This is a genomic window from Nocardia jiangsuensis, from assembly GCF_042650385.1.
GTDB lineage: Bacteria > Actinomycetota > Actinomycetes > Mycobacteriales > Mycobacteriaceae > Nocardia > Nocardia jiangsuensis.
The window spans coordinates 847,434-866,467 of record NZ_JBHSAX010000014.1 but is presented as its reverse complement, the minus strand read 5'-3'; the positions used below and the strand labels follow the sequence as shown (position 1 = coordinate 866,467).

General features: G+C 72.0%; 19 protein-coding genes and 1 tRNA gene. 7 read left to right on the top strand and 13 right to left on the bottom strand.

All coding sequences use genetic code 11. The annotated features are described in order from the left end of the window. Nucleotides 1–8: 8 nt before the first annotated feature. From ACFO0B_RS18325 to ACFO0B_RS18315, 3 genes are all read right to left on the bottom strand, one after another. The gene (locus tag ACFO0B_RS18325) at nt 9–1,742 is read right to left on the bottom strand and encodes an ABC transporter ATP-binding protein (RefSeq protein ID WP_378613673.1); all 1,734 of its coding nucleotides are present in this window, start codon (nt 1,740–1,742) and stop codon (nt 9–11) included. A gap of 46 nt (nt 1,743–1,788) precedes the next feature. Next, nucleotides 1,789–2,247: an RrF2 family transcriptional regulator gene (locus ACFO0B_RS18320; protein ID WP_378613672.1), complete on the bottom strand. Its 459-nt coding sequence runs from the start codon at nt 2,245–2,247 to the stop codon at nt 1,789–1,791. Nucleotides 2,248–2,348: 101 nt separating this feature from the next. Continuing rightward, nucleotides 2,349–2,942, bottom strand: a complete 594-nt coding sequence (locus tag ACFO0B_RS18315) for a TetR/AcrR family transcriptional regulator (RefSeq protein ID WP_378613671.1) — start codon at nt 2,940–2,942, stop codon at nt 2,349–2,351. 214 nt (nt 2,943–3,156) lie between these two features. Between ACFO0B_RS18315 and ACFO0B_RS18310 the strand changes: the two genes are divergently transcribed. Continuing rightward, nucleotides 3,157–5,454 (top strand): MMPL family transporter, encoded by a 2,298-nt coding sequence (locus tag ACFO0B_RS18310; RefSeq protein WP_378613670.1) that lies wholly within the window; start codon nt 3,157–3,159, stop codon nt 5,452–5,454. Between the two features lie 230 nt (nt 5,455–5,684). Here the strand turns inward: ACFO0B_RS18310 and ACFO0B_RS18305 are convergent, their stop codons facing one another. Next, nucleotides 5,685–5,885 (bottom strand): hypothetical protein, encoded by a 201-nt coding sequence (locus ACFO0B_RS18305; protein ID WP_378613669.1) that lies wholly within the window; start codon nt 5,883–5,885, stop codon nt 5,685–5,687. Between the two features lie 21 nt (nt 5,886–5,906). On the opposite strand from ACFO0B_RS18305, the gene ACFO0B_RS18300 reads away from it, so the two are divergent. Then, entirely contained in the window at nt 5,907–6,119 is a 213-nt protein-coding gene (locus ACFO0B_RS18300; RefSeq protein WP_378613668.1) for a hypothetical protein, read from the top strand. Here the strand turns inward: ACFO0B_RS18300 and ACFO0B_RS18295 are convergent. The 3 genes from ACFO0B_RS18295 to ACFO0B_RS18285 all read right to left on the bottom strand — a co-directional run bounded on the left by ACFO0B_RS18295 (nt 6,098) and on the right by ACFO0B_RS18285 (nt 7,233). After that, nucleotides 6,098–6,188, bottom strand: a tRNA-Ser gene (locus tag ACFO0B_RS18295). The two genes, ACFO0B_RS18300 and ACFO0B_RS18295, sit on opposite strands and share 22 nt — an antisense overlap. A 45-nt stretch (nt 6,189–6,233) precedes the next feature. Further along, on the bottom strand, nt 6,234–6,665 hold the full coding sequence (locus ACFO0B_RS18290) for a nucleoside deaminase (protein WP_378613851.1): 432 nt from the start codon (nt 6,663–6,665) through the stop codon (nt 6,234–6,236). Nucleotides 6,666–6,693: 28 nt separating this feature from the next. Beyond that, nucleotides 6,694–7,233, bottom strand: a complete 540-nt coding sequence (locus ACFO0B_RS18285) for a tRNA adenosine deaminase-associated protein (RefSeq protein ID WP_233015529.1) — start codon at nt 7,231–7,233, stop codon at nt 6,694–6,696. Between the two features lie 59 nt (nt 7,234–7,292). Here ACFO0B_RS18285 and ACFO0B_RS18280 point away from each other — a divergent pair, with 59 nt between their 5' ends. Next, entirely contained in the window at nt 7,293–8,219 is a 927-nt protein-coding gene (locus ACFO0B_RS18280) for a prephenate dehydrogenase (RefSeq protein ID WP_378613667.1), read from the top strand. A gap of 3 nt (nt 8,220–8,222) precedes the next feature. On the opposite strand, the gene ACFO0B_RS18275 is transcribed toward ACFO0B_RS18280, so the two are convergent. From ACFO0B_RS18275 to ACFO0B_RS18265, 3 genes are read right to left on the bottom strand one after another with little or no spacing between them, the layout of a single operon-like run. Beyond that, nucleotides 8,223–8,828 (bottom strand): putative glycolipid-binding domain-containing protein, encoded by a 606-nt coding sequence (locus tag ACFO0B_RS18275; RefSeq protein WP_378613666.1) that lies wholly within the window; start codon nt 8,826–8,828, stop codon nt 8,223–8,225. 36 nt (nt 8,829–8,864) lie between these two features. Next, nucleotides 8,865–10,715, bottom strand: a complete 1,851-nt coding sequence (locus ACFO0B_RS18270) for an ABC transporter ATP-binding protein (RefSeq protein ID WP_378613665.1) — start codon at nt 10,713–10,715, stop codon at nt 8,865–8,867. Beyond that, nucleotides 10,715–12,523: an ABC transporter ATP-binding protein gene (locus ACFO0B_RS18265; protein WP_378613664.1), complete on the bottom strand. Its 1,809-nt coding sequence runs from the start codon at nt 12,521–12,523 to the stop codon at nt 10,715–10,717. The genes ACFO0B_RS18270 and ACFO0B_RS18265 overlap by 1 nt, the downstream gene beginning before the upstream one ends. A gap of 223 nt (nt 12,524–12,746) precedes the next feature. Here ACFO0B_RS18265 and ACFO0B_RS18260 point away from each other — a divergent pair, with 223 nt between their 5' ends. From ACFO0B_RS18260 to ACFO0B_RS18245, 4 genes are all read left to right on the top strand, one after another. Next, nucleotides 12,747–13,880 carry a DNA cytosine methyltransferase gene (locus ACFO0B_RS18260; protein ID WP_378613850.1) on the top strand — a complete coding sequence of 378 codons (1,134 nt, stop codon included), beginning with the start codon at nt 12,747–12,749 and terminating at the stop codon, nt 13,878–13,880. Then, a complete protein-coding gene (locus ACFO0B_RS18255; protein ID WP_378613663.1) occupies nt 13,877–14,281 on the top strand; it encodes a very short patch repair endonuclease in 405 nt (134 codons plus the stop codon). The genes ACFO0B_RS18260 and ACFO0B_RS18255 overlap by 4 nt, the downstream gene beginning before the upstream one ends. 230 nt (nt 14,282–14,511) lie before the next feature. Then, the gene (locus ACFO0B_RS18250; RefSeq protein WP_378613662.1) at nt 14,512–15,168 is read left to right on the top strand and encodes a DUF998 domain-containing protein; all 657 of its coding nucleotides are present in this window, start codon (nt 14,512–14,514) and stop codon (nt 15,166–15,168) included. 10 nt (nt 15,169–15,178) lie between these two features. Then, entirely contained in the window at nt 15,179–15,901 is a 723-nt protein-coding gene (locus tag ACFO0B_RS18245) for a maleylpyruvate isomerase family mycothiol-dependent enzyme (RefSeq protein WP_378613661.1), read from the top strand. 68 nt (nt 15,902–15,969) lie between these two features. Here the strand turns inward: ACFO0B_RS18245 and ACFO0B_RS18240 are convergent, their stop codons facing one another. The 3 genes from ACFO0B_RS18240 to ACFO0B_RS18230 are packed head-to-tail and all read right to left on the bottom strand — an operon-like array spanning nt 15,970 to nt 18,823. Next, nucleotides 15,970–16,992 (bottom strand): hypothetical protein, encoded by a 1,023-nt coding sequence (locus tag ACFO0B_RS18240; protein WP_378613660.1) that lies wholly within the window; start codon nt 16,990–16,992, stop codon nt 15,970–15,972. Continuing rightward, nucleotides 16,989–18,173 carry an ATP-binding protein gene (locus ACFO0B_RS18235; protein ID WP_378613659.1) on the bottom strand — a complete coding sequence of 395 codons (1,185 nt, stop codon included), beginning with the start codon at nt 18,171–18,173 and terminating at the stop codon, nt 16,989–16,991. Before ACFO0B_RS18235 ends, ACFO0B_RS18240 begins: the two co-directional genes overlap by 4 nt. Then, the gene (locus ACFO0B_RS18230) at nt 18,170–18,823 is read right to left on the bottom strand and encodes a LuxR C-terminal-related transcriptional regulator (RefSeq protein WP_378613658.1); all 654 of its coding nucleotides are present in this window, start codon (nt 18,821–18,823) and stop codon (nt 18,170–18,172) included. The genes ACFO0B_RS18235 and ACFO0B_RS18230 overlap by 4 nt, the downstream gene beginning before the upstream one ends. Nucleotides 18,824–19,034: the final 211 nt, after the last annotated feature.

Genomic DNA, 19,034 nt, shown 5'->3' with positions numbered 1-19,034 from the left:
CGGCCTGGTCACCGTGCCTCCTGGGCGGAGAGCTGGCTCTCCACGATCTCCCGGTACTCCGGGCAGTCCCGGAGCAGCTCCTCGTGGCTGCCGATCCCGGCCATCTCGCCGTCCTCCAGCACCACGATCTGGTCGGCGTCCCTGATCGTCGTCACCCGCTGGGCCACGATGATCACCGCCGCGTCGGCGGTCTCCGGGCGCAGCGCCGCGCGCAGCCCGGCGTCGGTGGCGACGTCCAGCGCGGAGAACGAGTCGTCGAAGAGGTAGACCTTCGGCCTGCGCACCAGCGCCCGCGCGATGGCGAGCCGCTGCCGCTGCCCGCCGGAGACGGTGGTGCCGCCCTGCGCGATCGGCGTCGCCAGCCCCTGCGGCATCTCGCGCACGAAGTCGGCCGCCTGGGCCACCTCCAGCGCGTGCCAGAGCTCGTCGTCGGTGGCGTCCGGCTTGCCGTAGCGCAGGTTCTCCGCGACCGTCCCGGAGAACAGGTACGCCTTCTGCGGCACCAGCCCGATCCGCTCGCGCAGCTCGGTGAGGTCCAGCTCCCTGACGTCGGTGCCGCCGACCAGCACCGCGCCCGCGGTGACGTCGATGAGCCGCGGGATCAGGTTGACCAGCGTGGTCTTGCCCGAACCGGTGGAGCCGACGACGGCGGTGGTCGTGCCGGGCCCGACCCGGAACCGCACCCGGCACAGCACCGGCTTCTCCGCGCCGGGAAAGGCGAACTCGGCATCGCGCAGCTCGACGGTGGCCGGGTCGGCCAGGAACGGCACCGCCTTCTCCGGCGCCCGCACCGACGACTCGGTGCCGAGCACCGCGCCGATGCGATCCGCCGAGACCGCGGCCCGCGGCGCCATCATGGCCAGGAACGAGGCCATCATGACCGCCATCAGGATCTGCATGATGTAGGAGAGCAGCGCGGTCAGCGAGCCGATCTGCATGGCGCCGGAATCCACCGCGTGCCCGCCGAACCAGATCACCCCGACCGCGGTCACGTTGCTGATCAGCATGACCGTCGGGAACATCAGCGCCATCAGCCGCCCGACCCGCAGCGAGGCCGCGGTGAGCAGGTCGTTGGCGACCTCGAAGCGCGCGGTCTCCTGCCGCTCCCTGACGAAGGCGCGGACCACCCTGATCCCGGTGATCTGCTCGCGCAGCACCCGGTTCACCTGGTCGATGCGGTCCTGCATCTGCCGGAACCCGGGCACCATGAAGGCCACGATCACGCCCATCGAGATGCCGAGCGCCGGCACCGCGATGAGCAGCAGCCAGGAGAGCCCCAGATCCTCGCGCAGCGCCATGATGATGCCGCCGACGCACATGATCGGCGCCATCACCAGGATGGTCGCCGACATCACCACGAGCAGCTGCACCTGCTGCACGTCGTTGGTGTTCCTGGTGATCAGCGAGGGGGCGCCGAACTGGCCGATCTCGCGCGCGCTGAAGGTGCCGACCCGGTGCAGCAGCGCGCCGCGCATGTCGCGCCCCGCGCCCATGGCCGCCTGCGCGGCGAAATACACCGAGGTCGCGGAGGCGAGGATCTGCACTCCGGAGACCGCGAGCATCCACAGCCCGGTGGTCCAGATGTAGCCGATGTCGCCCTTGGTGACGCCGCCGTCGATCAGATCCGCGTTCAGGCTCGGCAGGTAGAGCATGGCGATGACCGAGATCAGCTGGAGCACCACCACCGCGGCGAGCTGCCTGCGATAGGGGTGGAGACGGGTGCGAAGCAGTCCGATCAACATGATGTTCTGGAGGCTACCGGGTGCCGGGTATGCCGTCGCGAGCTTTTCACCGCCGGGCCCAGGCCCCGGGATCAGCTGTCAGCGAAGCCACGAAGCCGGGCAGTTCGTCGGCCGCGATATCGGCGATGGAGACGTTCTCCAGCACCGATCTGATGTTGACGCGCAACGCGATCCACACCTGCTGCAGCGGCTCGGCAACGCCCGCGTACTTCACGTTCTCCGGCCGCTGCCCGCGCACCGAGGCGAGCGGGCTCTCCACCGCGCGGATGACGTCGGCAACCGAGATCTCCGCGGCCGGGCGGGCCAGCCGGTACCCGCCGTCCGGGCCGCGGCGGCTGGTCACCAGGTCGCCGCGGCGCAGCTCGCCGAGCACCGTCTCCAGCACCTTGGGCGGAATCTGCTGCGCGGTGGCGATGGCATCCGCCTTCACCGACCCCGCCGCCTGGCCGCGCGCGATCTCGAGCAGCGTTCGTACCGCGTAGTCGACCCTCGCGGTGATGTGCACGGCTGAGCTCCTGGATTCGGCGATCGTCGTACTCCCGGTACGCGGTGGACATCGGAGAATCTACGCGCTGTGCGGGCCGAATCCGCCCGCGCCGGAACGTCTCACCGGTCGGCGATGCCACCGAGCACCGTCACCGCGCAGTCCAGCAGGAGCCGCTCCACCAGCTCCTCGGGGGCGCCTGGCACGTACTCCGCGCTCACCAGCGCCACCGTGATCACCTCCAGCGCCGCGGCGGCGCGCAGGGTGGATTCGTCAGTCGGCGCGGGCCCGGCCAGCCACTGCCGGATCCGCTCGCTGCTGTCGATCCAGTCCGGGTAGCGATCGTTGAGCGCGTTGATGATGGCGACGGTGTCGCGCAGCAGCAGCGCGCCCGCGTGCCGGTGCCGGACGATCCCGCGCAGATAGTCGCGCAGCACGGTGCGCACGCTCGCGCCGGACCAGGCGATGCCGTCGACCTTCGCGCCCATCGAACGCATGTGCTCGATGATCGGATCGATGATCGCACCTAGCAGATCCTGCTTCGAGGCGTAGTGATAGTAGAGGGAGGCCTTGGTGATTCCCACCACATCGGCTACCTCGCGCAGGCTCGTCTGCTCGAAACCCTTGGCCGAGAAGAGCTCCAGCGCGGCATCGCGAATCGCGTCTTTGGTGCTGCCACCTGCGGATATGGCGGCAGCCGGGCTGCGGCTCGGCATGTGTTCGGTCCTTTCCTGCCTGGGTACACGGTGCACGTACCCCGCGGCGACGGTGTTGTCGCAGCCGTCGACCGGCGGATAGTCTACCTACCGCACGGTAGGCAGAGAGCGTTTTGTGGAGGCGAGGGCCGGGTGGCCCCGCGGGTGCTGTCTACACCGGTGCTTTGCACACCGCTCGACTCAGCGCGCCCAGTCATCGTCAGGAGATACCCTCGTGTCCGTACTTCTCTACCGGTGGGGAAAGTTCGCTTTCCGCCGTAAATGGATAGTGCTTCCGGTCTGGCTCATCCTGCTCGTGCTGCTAGGCGCGGCCGGTGGTGCTCTGAGCAAGCCGATGACCGACGATTTCAGCATGCCCGGCCTGCCATCGGAGCGAGCGACCGAGATTCTGGACAAGCACTTCCCCGGCGCCTCGGCCGCCTTCGACTTCGACGCCGTCACCGGCACCTACGTGATCGGCGCGCCGGCGGGCCAGAAGCTCACCGACCCGGCGAACCGGGCCGCGGTGGAGGCGTTCATCGCCAAGCTGAACGAGCTCGGCATCGTTGACCACGCCAAGCCGCTGGTCGACCCGATCGAGGCCGCCGAGAAGCTGGGCTGCCTCACCGACCGGGACCCGTCGAAGTGCAGCTCGGCGCCGCTGAACGTGCTCAACCAGGAAAATCCGGACTCGGTCGCCATCCTCAGCGTTCCCTTCAGCATCGCCGAGTTCGCCGACGTCACCGCCGACGACCGCACGGCCGCCTACGACGTCGGCGGCGACGCGCGCAACGCCGGGCTGACCATCGAGCTGAGCGGGAGCATCGCGCAGGAGACGGAGGCGCCGAGCGGCAAGTCCGAGCTGATCGGCATGGCCGTGGCGCTGGTGGTGATGATCGTGGCCTTCGGCGCGATCGTGGCCGCCTTCGTCCCGATCCTCACCGCGCTGGTCGGGCTGGGCGCCGCGACGTCGCTGATCATGGTCGGCACCAACTTCATCGACATGCCGAGCTTCACCGTCTTCCTCGCCTCGATGATCGGCATCGCGCTCTCCATCGACTACGCGCTCTTCATCGTCTCCCGGTACAAACACGAGATCGGGGTCGGCGATTCACCGGAGGACGCGGCCGGGACCGCGCTCGGCACCGCGGGCTCCGCGGTGGTCTTCGCCGGGTTGACCGTGATCATCGCGCTGGCCGGGCTGAGCATCGTCGGCGTCAGCTTCCTGACCTTCATGGGCCTCGGCGGCGCCATCGCCGCGGCCTTCGCCGTGCTCACCGCCATCACCCTGATGCCGGCGCTGCTCGGCGCCTTCGGCCGCTTCCTCTTCAAGCCGAAGATCCCGTTCATCGCCAAGCACGACACCGAGGATGAAACGGTGGTCACCGTCGGCACCAGGATCGCCCGGGTGATCGCCAGGGCGCCCGCGGTGACGCTGCTGCTCAGCGTGGTGCTGCTCGGCGCGCTCGCCGCTCCAGCGGCCGGGCTGCAGCTCGGCCTCCCCGGCGAGGACAGCATGCCGCGCGACACCACCGTGCGGAAGGCCTACGAGCTGCGCACCGATGGCTTCGGCGAGGGCAGCAACGGCATCTTGAACATCGCCGTCGACCTGGAGAACGTCCCCGCCGAGCGGCGCGACGCCGCGCTCGCCGCGCTGCAGGAGCGGCTCGGCTCCTACGCGGGCATGGACTACGTGACCGCACCGCAGCGCAGCGAGGACGGCCTCGGCGCGCTGATCGACGGCGTGCCGAAGGCGGGCCCGAACGACCAGGCCACCAAGGATCTGGTCGCCGAGGCCAGGGACGCCGAGGCCGAGCTCGAGGGCGAGTACGGCATGGAGTACGGCATCACCGGCTCCACCGCCATCTACGCCGACATCGACCACGTACTGCTCAGCAAGATCGTGCCGTACCTGGCGATCGTGGCGGGCGCCGCCTTCGTGCTGCTCATCCTGGTGTTCCGCTCGATCCTGGTCCCGCTCACCGCCGCGCTCGGCTTCCTGCTCTCCATGGCCGCCACCTTCGGCGCGACCGTGCTGATCTTCCAGGAGGGCGCGCTCGGGCTGATCGAGGATCCGGGGCCGATCATCAGCTTCCTGCCGATCATGCTGATCGGCCTGGTCTTCGGCCTCGCCATGGACTACCAGGTCTTCCTGGTCACCCGCATGCGCGAGGAGTACGTCCACGGCAAGTCGCCGGTCGAGGCCATGATCAGCGGCTACCACCACGGCGCCAGGGTGGTGATCGCCGCCGCGATCATCATGATCTCGGTCTTCGGCTCCTTCCTGCTGGAGACGAACGTGGTGGCGAAGTCGATGGGCTTCGCGCTGGCCGCGGGCGTGCTGTTCGACGCCTTCATCGTCCGGATGATCGTGATCCCGTCGCTGCTCGCCCTGCTCGGCAAGTGGGCCTGGTGGATGCCTGCCTGGCTGGACCGGATCCTGCCCGACATCGACGTCGAGGGCGCCAAGCTGGCCGCGCTGCGCGAGCCGCGCAGCGACGTGGAGCGGAAGGAGCCGGCCACGGTCTCCTGATCGGCTTTCGACTCGCGGCGGGCCCGCACCCGTTCCCGGGTGCGGGGCCGCCGTGCTTGATCCTGTCCGCGCACCGACGCGGACCACCGCGAGCCCTGCGCACACGACAGCGCCCGGCCGGTGGAGGCCGAAGAACTCTCCACCCGCCGGGCGCTGTCTTCCCCGAGAAACCCGGATGCCGCCACACCCGGGCCCCGTCTCGCGGCTACCTCGTGGGTAGCACCGGCCCGCTACGGGCTCGGCTGCGGCACATTGCAGTCATCGACCTTCGGGTTCACACCCAGGTAGTTCAGCGGTCCGGCGATCACGGTGACCGCGATCGTGCCGAATCCAGCGCAGTTCACCGGCCCGCTGTCGAAGTAATCGCGCTGAGCCGCGGCGATTATGCCGATGATCAGCCAGACCAGGACAAGAACACTTCCGATTCTCATGTTTCTCTCGCGCATCGCTCAGTGCGGATCGTCGTGCGGCGCATCATGCTTCGCATTCCTTCCCGCAAGCTCTACGGCGCGGGTACCCACTGTCCGGCGTTCTATCCGGCGGCGGGGGCATTGTCCGGTGCTGTCAGCGTAAGGGGGGATGAACGCGACACTGGCCCGAACCACGAAAAAGCCCTCCACCTGGTGAATCAGGTGAAGGGCTGTGGCGGTGGCGGAGGGATTTGAACCCTCGGAGGGGGGTTACCCCTCACACGCTTTCGAGGCGTGCTCCTTAGGCCGCTCGGACACGCCACCGCCGACAACCATACACGGACGGCTCGGGAACACCGAAACGGCTGGTCAGCGGTGTTCGCGGAAGAACTGATCGAGGAGGGCGGCGCATTCGGCCTCGAGCACGCCGCCACGCACCTCGGGGCGGTGGTTGAGCCGGCGGTCGCGCACCACGTCCCAGAGCGAGCCGACGGCGCCGGTCTTGGGCTCCCAGGCGCCGAAGACCACGCGGGCAACCCGGGCCAGCACCAGCGCGCCCGCGCACATGGTGCACGGCTCGACGGTGACGACGAGCGTGGCCCCGCCGAGCCGCCAGCCGTCACCGTGCACCGCCGCGGCCCGGCGCAGGGCGAGGATTTCGGCGTGCGCGGTGGGGTCGCCGAGCTCCTCGCGGGCATTGGCGGCGCGGGCCAGCTCCCGCCCGTCGGCGGCGAAGACGACGGCGCCGATGGGGATGTCGCGCGCCCCGGCCGCGCCCGCCGCGGCCAGCGCGGCCCGCATGAGTGCGGCGTCGGCGGCGCCGTTCACCTCAGTGCGGCAGTTTGTCGAGCACCGCGGCGAACTCGTCGGCGAAGCCGAGCCGCTGGGCGATCATGCCGAGCTGCTCGTCCGGGTACAGGTCGGTCTCGGCCAGGATGACGCTGAGCACCGGCTCTGGCAGGCCCAGGTCGGCGAGCACGCCGAGATCGCCCTCCTCCCACGGCTCCACGTCGTCGACCTCGTCCGGGTCGATGTCGGGGACCTCGAGATTGAGCGCCTCCAGCACGTCGGCGGCGATGTCGTACTCGATGGCGGCGGTGGCGTCGGAGACCAGCAGCCTGGTGCCGCTCGGCGCGGGCCGCACCACGACGAAGAATTCGTCGTCCACGTCCAGCAGGCCGAAGACCGCGCCCGAGCTGCGCAGAGCCTTCAGTTCGGTCTCGGCGGCGACGAGATCGCCGAGCGCGGCGTTGCTCAGCGGGCTACACCGCCATTTACCCTCTTCACGTACAACTGCCACGGCGAACCCTTCGACGTCGTCGTAATCGTCCGACGCCGCTCCGTTCGTGCCCGAGCGCTGTGCTGCCATGGCCGCCACGCTAGTCTGCCCGAGCTCAATTGTTGAAGTCGTAGGAGAACTCCGAACCGATGACAGCCTCCCTGTGTGTGCTCGGCGCCGGGTTGATCGGCGGTTCGCTGCTCCGCGCGGCGGCCGCCGCGGGCTGGGAGACCTTCGGCTACAACCGCTCCGAGATCCCCGCGGGCGCGGACGGCTTCGACGTCGGCACCGACCTCCCCGCCGTACTGCGGCGGGCGGCCGCGGCCGATGCGCTGGTGGTGCTCGCAGTGCCGATGCCCGCGCTGGACGCGGTGCTCGCCCAGGTGGCGGCGCACGCCCCCGGCTGCGCGCTGACCGACGTGGTGAGCGTCAAGGCGCCGGTCGCGGCGGCGGTGCGGGCGCACGGCCTCGCTGCCGGGTTCGTCGGCGGGCATCCCATGGCAGGCACCGCCGAGTCCGGCTGGGCGGCCACCGATGCCGCGCTCTTCCGCGGCGCGGCGTGGGCCGTCACCGTGGACGACGGCACCGACCCGGCCGTGTGGCGGCGGGTGGCCAGGCTCGCGCTGGACTGCGGTGCCAGGGTGGTGCCGGTGACCAGCGCCGAGCACGATGCCGCCGTCGCCCGCGTCTCGCACCTTCCGCACGTGCTCGCCGAGGCGCTGGCACAGGCAGGGGCGGCGGGCGGTGCGCTCGCGCTCGGGCTCGCGGCCGGTTCGTTCCGGGACGGAACCCGGGTGGCCGGGACCGCGCCCGACCTGGTCCGCGCCATCTGCGAGCCGAACGCCGAGGCGTTGCGCGCGGTGCTCGACGAGACGCTGGCCGTGCTCGCGGAGGCACGCCGCACCCTGGACGACGGCTCGCTCGCCGCGCTCGCCGAGGCCGGGCACGCCGCACGGCGCCGCTACGATGAGCAGCACCGCGAGGTCGTCTCGGGCGTCGTGCCCGGCGCCCCCGGCTGGCTGGAGACTCTCCGCGCGGCGGGCCGCCGGGGCGCGGTCCTCACCGCACTCGACTGAGCGTCAGACCCGCCGCGCGAGCCCCGGGTAATCGAGCAGGAACCCGTCCTCGTCCACCGTGACGGTCGCGCTCGACACCGGCGAGAGCACGCTGATCCCGTCGGCGGCGCTGCTGTAAACCAGGTTCGCCTCTTGCACCAGCAGGTCGGGCAGCCGGACGTAGACGACCGGCACCTGCACGTCCTCCACCGCGTGCTGCAGTCCGAAACGGCGAATCGGCAGCGTGTTGAAGAACGGGCTGAGCACCACGTCGACGTCGAGCGCACCGGCGAAGGTGGCCCGCACGTGGCTGCCGCCCGCGTCGACGAGCCAGTAGTTCTCGTTGTCCCGCGCCAGCGAGGCGTGCCGCTCGCCGGCGTTGGTCGTGGTGCGCAGCGAGAGCCGCTTGGTCGCGCCGTTCTCATCGGTGACCAGGTCGTAGGAGGCGCTGAAGGCCGGATGGTCGTCGCAGGCGGCGCCGATCATGCGGCCCGCGGCGCGGATGCGGTTCCCGTTGAGCGTCACGCGGACGGACTCCATGCGCATCCCGTTGTGGGCAACCCACGTGAGAATCGCCGGCCACCGGGATTCCTCCGGTTGGCTTTCGGGTCCTGGGGCTGGGTTCGTCACCCTTCTACGGTAAGCGACGCGGGGCCGTCGGCCGCATCACACCAGCGTCTCCCGCCACGCCGCGTGCAGCCCGGCGAACCGCCCGGCGCCCGCGACGAGCGTCGCCGGGTCCCCGTCCTCCACGATCCGGCCCGCCTCCAGCACCAGCACCCGGTCGGCGATCGACACCGTGGAGAGCCGGTGCGCGATGATCACCGCGGTGCGGTCGCGCAGCACCCGCTCCAGCGCCTCCTGCACCAGCCGCTCGCTCGGGATGTCCAGGTTGGAGGTGGCCTCGTCCAGCACGATGACGGCGGGATCGGCCAGGAAGACCCGGGCGAAGGCCACCAGTTGGCGCTGCCCGGCGGAGAGCCTGCCGCCGCGCTTGCGCACGTCGGTGCCGACCCCGTCCGGCAGCGTCGCGAGGAACGGATCCAGCCCCACCGCCGAGGCGGCGGCAGCGACCTCGGCGTCGGTCGCCTCCGGCCGCCCGAGGCGGATATTGTCCGCGATCGACCCGGCGAAGAGGTAGGCCTCCTGGGTGACCATCACCACGGCCCGGCGCAGCTCGGCGTCGGTGATCCGGCGCAGATCGACACCGTCGAGGCTGACCGTCCCACCGCTCGGGTCGTAGAACCGGGTGAGCAGCTTGACCAGCGTCGACTTCCCCGCCCCGGTCGCCCCGACCAGCGCGATCACCTGCCCGGCCGGAATCTCCAGATCGAACTCGGGCAGCACGGGCGCGCCGCCCTGCTTCCCGGCGTAGTCGAACCACACCGCGTCCATCCGCAGCGCGCCTGCCGGGTTCTCCAGCGGTACGGGGTCACGCGGCTCCGGCACCGACGGCTCCTCCTCGAGCACGCCGGAGATCTTCTCCAGCGCGGCCGCCGCCGACTGGTAGGCATTGAACACCTGCGCCAGCTCGTCCAGCGGCCCGTAGAACTCGTTGAGGTAGAGCAGGTAGGCGGCGAGCACGCCGATCGCGAGGTTGCCCTCGATCACCTGCCAGGCGCCGACCGAGAGCACGATCACCGTGGTGAGGTTGCCGAGCAGCCTGGTCAGGCCGGTGTAGTCGCTCATGCCGAAGGCGGCCGCGACGTTGGCCTCGCGGAACTCGCCGTCCTCGGCCGCGAGCACCGCGTGGTTGCGCCCCTCCCGGCGGAAGGCCTGCACCGCGCGGATACCGCCCATGGTCTCCACGAAGTGCACCACCACCCGGGCGATCGCCACCCGGGTTCGCCGATACCCCCTCCGCTGCCTGCGCTGCGCCCAGCGGGTGACCAGCGCCAGCGGCACGAAGCCGATCAGCACGATCACCGCGAGCCCGGCGTCCAGGTAGATGAGCAGCGCGGCGATGGTGACCACCGAGAGCATCGCGCTGAGCGCCTGGTTCAGCGCGCCCTCCAGCAGCTCCTGCAGGGTCTCGATATCGCCGGTGAGCCGGGAGATCACCTTGCCCGATGTGTACTTCTCGTGGAACTCGACGCTCAGCCGCTGCACGTGCGCGAAGAGCCGCCCGCGCAGGTCGAAGAGCACGCTCTGGCTCAGCGTGCCGGAGATCCGCAGGAAGACCAGCGTGGTGAGCATGCTGAGCAGGGTCACCGCGGCGAACCCGGCGACGGTGAGGGTGAGCGGCCGCCAGTCGCCGCGCCCGCCCGCGGCCAGCCCGCTGTCCAGGCCGTAGGCGATGAAGAGCGGCCCGGAGACCTTCAGCGCGTTGTCCACCACGATGAGCAGCAGCACGATCGCGGCCCGGGCCCGGTACGGCCGCACCAGGTCGAGCAGCAGCCTGCGCGAGCGGGCGGCGAGCACCAGGTTGCCGGTCTGGGTGACCTCGCGGTCCTCGTTGGCGATCCCGCGCCAGTCGGCGGGGTCGGTGTCCTTCCGGTCGTCGGTGCTCGTCGTCATCACGCACCTCCCATCAGTTCGCGGTAGCGGGTGCTGGTGCGCAGCAACTGGTCGTGTTCGCCCTCGGCGACGATCCGGCCGTCGGCCAGCAGCGCGACCCGGTCGGCCAGCGCCGCGGTGGAGGGGCGGTGCGCCACCAGCAGGGTGGTCGCCCCGGCCAGCACGCTGCGCAGCCGCGCCTGCACCCGCTCCTCGGTGTCGACATCGAGCGCGGAGAGCGGGTCGTCCAGCACGAGCACCCGGCCCGCGCTGCCCCCGGCGCGGGCGCCGAGCACCGCCCTGGCCAGCGCCAGCCGCTGCCGCTGCCCGCCGGAGAGGCTGAGCCCCTGCTCGCCGATCCTGGTATCGAGCCCCCACGGGAGCTGCTCGACGAACTCGGTGGCCTGAGCGATCTCCAGCGCGGCGCGCACGTCGGCGTCGGTGGCCTCCGGCTCGCCGAGCGCCACGTTCTCCCTGACGCTCGCGGAGAAGAGCACCGGCTCCTCGAAGGCGGCGGTGACAACGGTGCGCAGGTCGTCGAGGCGCAGCCGGGAGACCTCGACGCCGTCGACGGTGAGGCTGCCGCCGGTGACGTCGTAGAGCCGCGGGATCAGGTTGAGCAGCGCGGTCTTGCCGCTGCCGATCGCGCCGACCAGCGCGACCGTCTCGCCGGGGCGCACGTGCAGCGTGACGTCGCGCAGCACCTCGGCGCGCGCGCCGGGGAAGGCGAACCGCACGTGCTCCAGCCGCAGGTCGCCGCGGACCGCGGCGGGCAGCGGGTCCGGGTCGGGCGGGTCGGTGATGAGCAGCGGGATGTCCTGGATCTCCCAGTACCGGTCCGATGCGGTGCTGGCGTCGTTGAGCTCGGAGAGCAGGAAGCCGGTCCAGATGATCGGCCACTGCAGGAAGGTGGCGAGCGTGATGCCCGCGACCAGCGTGCCGAGCGACATCTGGCCGTGCACCACCGCGTACCCGCCGTAGCCGAGCGCGAAGACGATGGCGAGCTGCGGCAGCCCGACCATGGTCGACCACAGCGTGGCGTCCAGCCGCACCTTCACCATCTCGGTGCCGCGCAGCTCCCGCGCCTGCCGCACGAACCGCGCGGCCAGGAACGGCCCGCGCCCGAACGCCTTGAGCACCCGGATGCCCTGCGCCGACTCCTCGGCGATGGTGGCCAGGTCGCCGCTCTGGTCCTGCGAGCGGCGCGAGGCCACCTCGTAGCGCTGCACGAAGCGGTAGCAGGCGGCGACGATCGGGACGGCGAGCACGGTGAAGGCGGCGCCGAGCGGCGGGATCAGGATCCACAGCACGAGCAGCCCGACCGGAACGATCACCATGTGCAGCACCAGGAACGGCCCGGCGAAGGCCACGAAGCGGCGCAGCGTGGCGAGGTCGTCCATCGCGCGGGAGAGAAGCTGGCCGGACTCCCAGGAGTCGTGGTTGCCGATGGCGAGCCGCTGCAGCTTGCCGAAGATCTTCGCGCGCATGGCGACCTCGAACTCGGCGGCGGGCCGCGCCACCATCCGGCGCCTGCCCCAGGTGCCGAGCGCCTGCAGCAGCCCGAGCGCGAGCACCACCGCGATCAGCGGGATCGCCGAGCCGTAGTGGCCGCCCGCGATCGGGCCGTCGATGATCCTGGCGATCAGCAGCGGGATCACGATCTCGGTCAGCACGGCCAGAATGGCGAGCGCCGTCGCCGCCGCGATCTTGTTTCGATGCGGGCGCAGGTACGGCAGGAATCGGCGCAGCGCCGCCGTCCTGCCCCGCGGTTTCGCCGGGACCGGCGGCGCGGGTATTCGCTCGGCGGCGGGATCGAGCACGACGGACAAGGTTCCCCCTCGATAGTGCGCACCACGGCAGCCGCCGACGCGGCGGGATGGGCGGATGAAAGACGGGCACAGGCTCCGGCCTTCCAGGGTGGCACCGGACGTCGCCCCCGCCAACCGAATTTCCGCCACACCAGCCCTGCCCAGTACGCCCCCGCCCGGGGCGGGTCCGCCGAGCCCCCGTTCGCCGCCCGGCGCAAGCCGGGCAATATATATGTCCATGCGGATGGTGGGGCTCTTCGCCGGAATCGGCGGACTCGAGCTCGGCTTGTCCGCGAGCGGCTGGCAGACCGAGCTGCTCTGTGAGATCGATCCGGGCGCTCGCGCGGTCCTGCAAGCCCGCTTCCCGGACATCCCCGTCCACCCCGACGTCACCCGCCTGCGCTCCCTGCCCCAGGGAACCGAGCTGGTGGCGGCCGGTTTCCCCTGCCAGGACCTCTCCCAGGCCGGCCGCACGGCAGGCATCTCCGGCTCCCGCTCCGGCCTGGTGGACGAGATCTTCCGCCTGGTCCGGCGCCGCCGCGGCCCCCGCTGGCTGCTGCTGGAGAACGTCCCGTTCATGCTGCAACTCGGCCGCGGCGCCGCCATGCGGCACATCACCGGCGCACTGGACGAACTCGGCTACACCTGGGCCTACCGGGTGGTCGACGCCCGCGCCTTCGGCCTCCCGCAGCGCAGGCAGCGCGTCCTGCTGCTGGCCTCGCGCACCGAGGACCCGCGCCGGGTCCTGCTCACCGAGGACGCGGGTCCGCTGGACCAGGGCGACCCCGCGCACGACCCCTGCGGCTTCTACTGGACCGAGGGCGTCCGCGGCCTCGGCTGGGCGGTGAACGCGGTCCCGACGCTCAAGGGCGGCTCCGCGCTCGGCATCGCCAGCCCGCCCGCCGTCCGGCTGCCCGCCGGCGAGATCGTCACCCCGGGCATCGAGGACGGCGAACGGCTGCAGGGCTTCGCCGCGGGCTGGACCGAACCGGCCCTGACCGTCCCCGGCTTCCGCCAGGGCCACCGCTGGAAACTGGTCGGCAACGCCGTGAGCGTCCGGATGGCCGAATGGGCGGGCAGCCGCCTCGACAGCACCGCAGGCCCCCTCCCCGACGGCCCCGAACTGGCCCCCGGCCAGCCCTGGCCGAGCGCCGCGTGGGGCAGGGCGGGCCGCGCCTACCGCGCCCCGGTCTCCACCTGGCCGGTGCACGAGCCCTACCAGGGGCTCGCCGACTACCTGACCGGCTCCCGGCTGCTCTCCGCCCGCGCCACCGCGGGGTTCCTGCGCCGCACCGGCATGGGCACGCTCCGCTTCCCGCCCGGTTTCCTGGACGACGTCGAGACGCACCTGGACCGGATGGGCGGCTGGGCGGCATGACCGGACCCACCACCGACGCGGCGACCAGCGCGCGCATGTCCCGCCAGCGCCGCGCGAACACCAAGCCCGAGCTGGCGCTGCGCCGCGAACTGCACCGCCGCGGCCTGCGCTACTTCGTTGACCGGGCGCCGCTGCGCGGTCAGCGCCGCCGCGCCGACGTGGTCTTCCCGCGCCGCCGCGTCGCCGTCTACGTGGACGGCTGCTTCTGGCACCGCTGCCCGCGGCACGCCACCGCCCCGAAGAACAATGCCGAGTGGTGGGCGGCCAAGCTCGCGGGCAATGTCGCCCGCGACCGCGCCACCGACGCCGAGCTGACGGCCGCGGGCTGGCAGGTCGTCCGGATCTGGGAGCACGAGGACCCGGCGGCCGCCGCCGACCGGGTCCAGGCCGCCGTCCGCTGACTCAGCGCCTGGCGCGGACCACCGTGCTCGGCGCCTGCTGCGCCAGGTAGCCGGACACGGCCATGGCCGCCATCACCGCGCAGCCAGCCACCGCGGTCGCGATTGCGATCATCGGTTCACCTCCTCGTCTCACCGACCAGCCTGCGCGCCGAACCTGACACCAACCTGTGTGCCCCCTTCGCAATCGGTGTGCGCTCGGCCCGGCCCTCGCCCGAGTAACAATCGAAGCCATGCTCACTTCGGATCGCGGCCCCGCCACCTGGTTCGTCGCGATCGCCGTCGCCGTGGCCGGCCTGAGCTACTCCGCCTGGGTGCTCCAGTTCGCACTGCCGCTGCACGCCGACCCCGTGCACTCCTTCCTCAGCGAGCTGGACGCCGAGGGCAAGCCCTACCGCTGGGTCTTCTCCACCGCCGACACCGTGGCAGGCGTCCTCGCCGCGCTGGCCGCAGCGGTGGCGCTGGCCCGATTCCCGCGCGGGCCGCTGACGGTGACCGGCTGGATCGCGCTGCTCTGCTTCGGCGCGGCGACGGTGGCCGACGCCAGGGTGCCGCTGCGCGACTGCACCGACTGCGGGGGCAGCGACCTCTTCCCACAGCTGCACCAGCCGCACGCGCTGACCAGCACCCTCGCCGTCACCGGGATCGCCGTCGCCGCCTTCGCCTTCACCCGCGCCGCCTTCCGGTACCGCTACGGCCCGGCGCTGCGCGAGTTCGGCGCGCTGGCGCTGGCCGTCGGCGCGGCGGCGACGGTGTGGATGCTGGTGGCGGACAACCTCTCCGGCGACTACGCGCTCGGCATCGCACAGCGCATCCAGGTGACCGCCATGTCGCTGTGGCTGCTCGCCCTCGCGCTCGAAGTCGGGCGGGCGTCGCCGCCGCGGCGGTAGGGTCCATGGGGTGACCGATGCCGCCGCACCACCGCCGGTACCCGCCGATCTGGCCGCCGTCGCGGCCGCCACCCGGCGCTTCCTGGACAGCGCGCGCGGGTTCACCGATGCCGATCTGGCCGCGCCGTCGCTGCTCCCCGGCTGGACCCGCGGACACCTGCTCACCCACCTCGCCCGCAATGCCGACAGCCTGGTGAACCTGCTGACCTGGGCCCGCACCGGCATCGAGACCCCGCAGTACCCGGACCCCACCACCCGCGACGCCGATATCGCCGCGGGCGCCGCCCGCCCGATCTCCGAGCAGTACCCGGACAACGAGGCCGCCGCCGCGCGCTTGGCCGAGGCGGCCGCGGAGCTCCCGCCGACCGCGTGGACAACGTTGGTGCGCAACCGCCAGGGCCGCGAGTTCGCCGGTGCCGCCATCGGCTGGATGCGGCTGCAGGAGGTCGAGATCCACCACGTCGACCTGGCCGCCGGCTACACCTCCGCCGACTGGCCCGCGGATTTCGTCGCCCGGCTGCTGCCCGAGGTGGTCGCCACGCACGGCATGAACGCGGGCGACCGGCTCGCCTTCGAACTGCGCTCGGACGACACCGGTTTCGGCGCGACCATCGGCGCGGGCGCCCCCGGCACCCTGATCACCGGCCCCGCCCACGCCCTGCTCGCCTGGCTGCTCGGCCGCGGGGCCGACGGCCTCACCGGCGATCTCCCGGAGCTCCCGGCCTGGCGCTGAAGCCCAGTTCTCACACGGCCGTGTTCGGCACCGACCGGCGTGGGCACTCCGCCCGGCGCCCACCGACCTCACCCGGCCGGAAGCCCGGCGTGGTCGTACTCCGTGCGCCGGACATCCGCGCCGGCCCGCACCAGGATCGACGCGAGCGTCGGCCGCCCCGGCGGCAGGATCCGGATCCGCACCGAGCCGTCCGCCGTCGCGTCCAGCGCCGCGACCACCGCCTCCCGCACCCGCTCCCCCACCTCCGGCGCCGATTCCGCCATCCCCCGATCGTCGATCAGCACCACCTCGACCCCGCGGCTGCGCGCCGCCCGCACCCGCGCGGTGGTGTGCTCGTCGCTGAGCCCCGGCGCGCGCAGACTGTCCCGCAGGTGCGCCTCCAGCAGCTCGCACTCCAGCCGCTCCCGCTCGGTGAGCGGGGTGCCGTCGGCGATCCGGGTGAGCAGCGGCCGCGTCAACCGATCCAGCCGGGTCACCTGGAGATCGCGCTCCTGCATCGTGGCAGCGGCGGCGGACTCCTCCGCGTACCGATCCCGCGCCGCGTCGCGCAGTTCGAAGGTGAGCTGCGCGTTCGGCCGCAGCGTGTACGAGAGCACCGTCGCCATCCCGAGCGGCCCGATCTCGATCGCCACCAGCCCGAATCCGGCCACCGCGCCCTGCCCGGTGAGCCCCGTCCACGCCATGTAGACCAGCGTCACCCCGAGAATGCCGAGCCACGCGAACCCCGAGCGCCCGCGCACGCACATGAAGCAGTAGATCGTGGTCGCCCCGCCGTGCGTCCACGCCTGCAGCGGCGTCAGCATCGGCACCGGAACCACGACCAGGGTGACCGCGCAGGCGAACGGCCCGGCCAGCGTCATGGCCACGGTCGCCACCAGCGGCAGCGGATCACCGGGCACCGCGATCAGCGCGACGGTGGCGACGGCGAGCACGACCAGGCTGAGCACCGTCGGCCAGACCGTGCGCATGCCCGGCCAGGTCGCGACGGTGACCACCGAGATGAGCAGCACGTACGCGCCGACCATCACCCGCGCGCCGGTGGTGTGCATGCCGAGCAGGTCGCGAATGTCCTTGGTGTCGCCCGCGCTCATGCGTCCCGGCTCCACGAGAGGTGCACCCGGGTGCCTGCGCCGGGCGCGGTCTCGAGCACGGCGGTGCCGCCGGGCAGCTCGTTCATCTGCCGGACGATGCTCACCGCGATGCCGAGCCGGTTGGCGGGCACCGCCGCCGGCTCGAAGCCGCGCCCGGTGTCGCCGACCGTGGCGCGGAAGCCGTCGGCGGCGACGTGCAGCACCACCCAGCGCTCGGCCTCCGGCCCGGCGTGCCGGTAGCTGTTGCGCAGCGCCTCGGCCATGCCGACACCAACGGCCCGCGCCGCCGCCGCGGGGAAGCGAGCCGCCTCGGCGTCGCCCGCGACCACCGACTCCACCCCGACCCGATCGTTCACCTCGTTCACCGCGACCCGGATGTGCGAGACCAGGCCCGGCACGTCGAATTCGGTGGCCGGATCGCCGCCGGAGCGGAAGGTGTCCAGCTTGGCCATGGTGATCGCGGCCTGGGTGCTGAGCAGCCGGTTCATCGGCTGCCGCGCCGCGGAGAGCAGGGTCGACATCACGCCGTCGTGGGTGAGCGCGTCGAACCGGGCCCGCTCCACCGTCCGCGCCCTGGCCGAGGCGGCGCCCGCCGCGGCCGCGTAGGTCTCGGCCCTCGTCTCGTCGAGGATGCGCCCGGTGCGCACCGCCATGATCCCCGCCGAGACCGGGAGCAGGCAGAACCCGATACTCCAGGCGATCTCCGGCAGCAGATCGCTCGCGCCCGACCGGACGAGATGGTTGATGCCCTGCACCACCACCGCCGCGACCACGAGGTGCGCCACCGCCCATCGCGGCCGCCAGGAAGCCGCCGCCGCGAGGCTGGCCAACCCGTTGAACTGCGAGAACCACATCCCCCGCAACTCCGCCAGCTGCCCGCCGTTCCAGGCGGGCCACCAGAGCAGCACCGCCACCAGGTACCCGGCGGCCGCCGCGCCCGCCAGCAGCCGCAGCCGCCGCTCGGTGCCGCCGAAACTCGCGATCCCGAGCGCGAATCCGGTGCCGTACACCGCGATCAGCGCGATCGGCGTCCACCACCACGCGGTGACCTGGGCGCCGCGCACGATGTCGGGCAGCAGCAACCCCAGGTAGAAGACGTACCCCGCGGCCACGAAGCGGGCGAAGATGCGCAGCACCCGCTCCGCGGCGGAGTCGGTCTCGGTGAGCAGCGCGGCGCTCATCGGCGACGCCCCCAGAACCGGCGCGGGTAGGGCACGATGCCCTCCTCCAGCGCCCGCTGGTACAGCTCGACCTTGGTGTTCGCGTTCAGCCCCGCCTCCGCGTACCGCTCGCGAATGTTCTGCACGTACTTGTTCACCGTGTTCAGCGCGAGCCCCATCGCGCTCGCCACCCGCTGCGCCGACTCGCCCATCGCGTAGAGCCGCAGCACCTCCCGCTCGCGCGGGCTGAGCCTCACCGCGACGAACTCGTCGTCCAGATCGATGGCGGCGGCCCAGTCCATCGTCGTCCACTGCAGCCCGCGCGCGGCGCACCGGATCGCCTCGACGAGCTCGTCGACCTTCGCCGACTTCCGCAGCACGCCGAGCACTCCCGCCCGCGCCGCCGACTGCACCAGGTACGGCTCCTCCGCCGCGCTCACCACCAGGCACTCGACACCCGCCGCGCGCAGCCGCGCCACATTGTCCTCCGGCATCGAGCCGTCGCCGAGCCGCAGGTCGAGCACGACCAGGTCGAGATCGCCCGCGCCGGCGAGCATCTCGGCGACCGTCGGGCCCTCGGCGACCAGCCGCAGATCGTCCGTCTCCGCCAGAATCGCCCTGAGCCCGATGATCTGGCTCTCGTGGTCTTCCACCACACCGATCCGCAACATGGTGACCCCCTCCTCCCCGAGCGGCCATTGTCGCCGAGCACCGGCGCCGCCGCACGGTTTCCGCCCGCGCTCCGCGACACGCTCAGCGTGTCGGGCGGAGACACGACGTAAAGTGCGCCCGAACGGACATAAGCTTGTCCCTGTATTCGCCGCCACAATTTCCCCGGAAGTGAATCCGGAAGCGCATACGGATCACGCCCCGAGCGATCCC

Bases quoted from the DNA above. Each gene is read 5' to 3' on its own strand.
- ACFO0B_RS18325 (WP_378613673.1), bottom strand. From the start codon at position 1,742: ATGTTGATCGGACTGCTTCGCACCCGTCTCCACCCCTATCGCAGGCAG.
- ACFO0B_RS18315 (WP_378613671.1), bottom strand. From the start codon at position 2,942: ATGCCGAGCCGCAGCCCGGCTGCCGCCATATCCGCAGGTGGCAGCACC.
- ACFO0B_RS18305 (WP_378613669.1), bottom strand. From the start codon at position 5,885: ATGAGAATCGGAAGTGTTCTTGTCCTGGTCTGGCTGATCATCGGCATA.
- ACFO0B_RS18290 (WP_378613851.1), bottom strand. From the start codon at position 6,665: ATGCGGGCCGCGCTGGCCGCGGCGGGCGCGGCCGGGGCGCGCGACATC.
- ACFO0B_RS18285 (WP_233015529.1), bottom strand. From the start codon at position 7,233: ATGGCAGCACAGCGCTCGGGCACGAACGGAGCGGCGTCGGACGATTAC.
- ACFO0B_RS18280 (WP_378613667.1), top strand. From the start codon at position 7,293: ATGACAGCCTCCCTGTGTGTGCTCGGCGCCGGGTTGATCGGCGGTTCG.
- ACFO0B_RS18270 (WP_378613665.1), bottom strand. From the start codon at position 10,715: ATGACGACGAGCACCGACGACCGGAAGGACACCGACCCCGCCGACTGG.
- ACFO0B_RS18260 (WP_378613850.1), top strand. From the start codon at position 12,747: ATGGTGGGGCTCTTCGCCGGAATCGGCGGACTCGAGCTCGGCTTGTCC.
- ACFO0B_RS18255 (WP_378613663.1), top strand. From the start codon at position 13,877: ATGACCGGACCCACCACCGACGCGGCGACCAGCGCGCGCATGTCCCGC.
- ACFO0B_RS18250 (WP_378613662.1), top strand. From the start codon at position 14,512: ATGCTCACTTCGGATCGCGGCCCCGCCACCTGGTTCGTCGCGATCGCC.
- ACFO0B_RS18240 (WP_378613660.1), bottom strand. From the start codon at position 16,992: ATGAGCGCGGGCGACACCAAGGACATTCGCGACCTGCTCGGCATGCAC.
- ACFO0B_RS18235 (WP_378613659.1), bottom strand. From the start codon at position 18,173: ATGAGCGCCGCGCTGCTCACCGAGACCGACTCCGCCGCGGAGCGGGTG.
- ACFO0B_RS18230 (WP_378613658.1), bottom strand. From the start codon at position 18,823: ATGTTGCGGATCGGTGTGGTGGAAGACCACGAGAGCCAGATCATCGGG.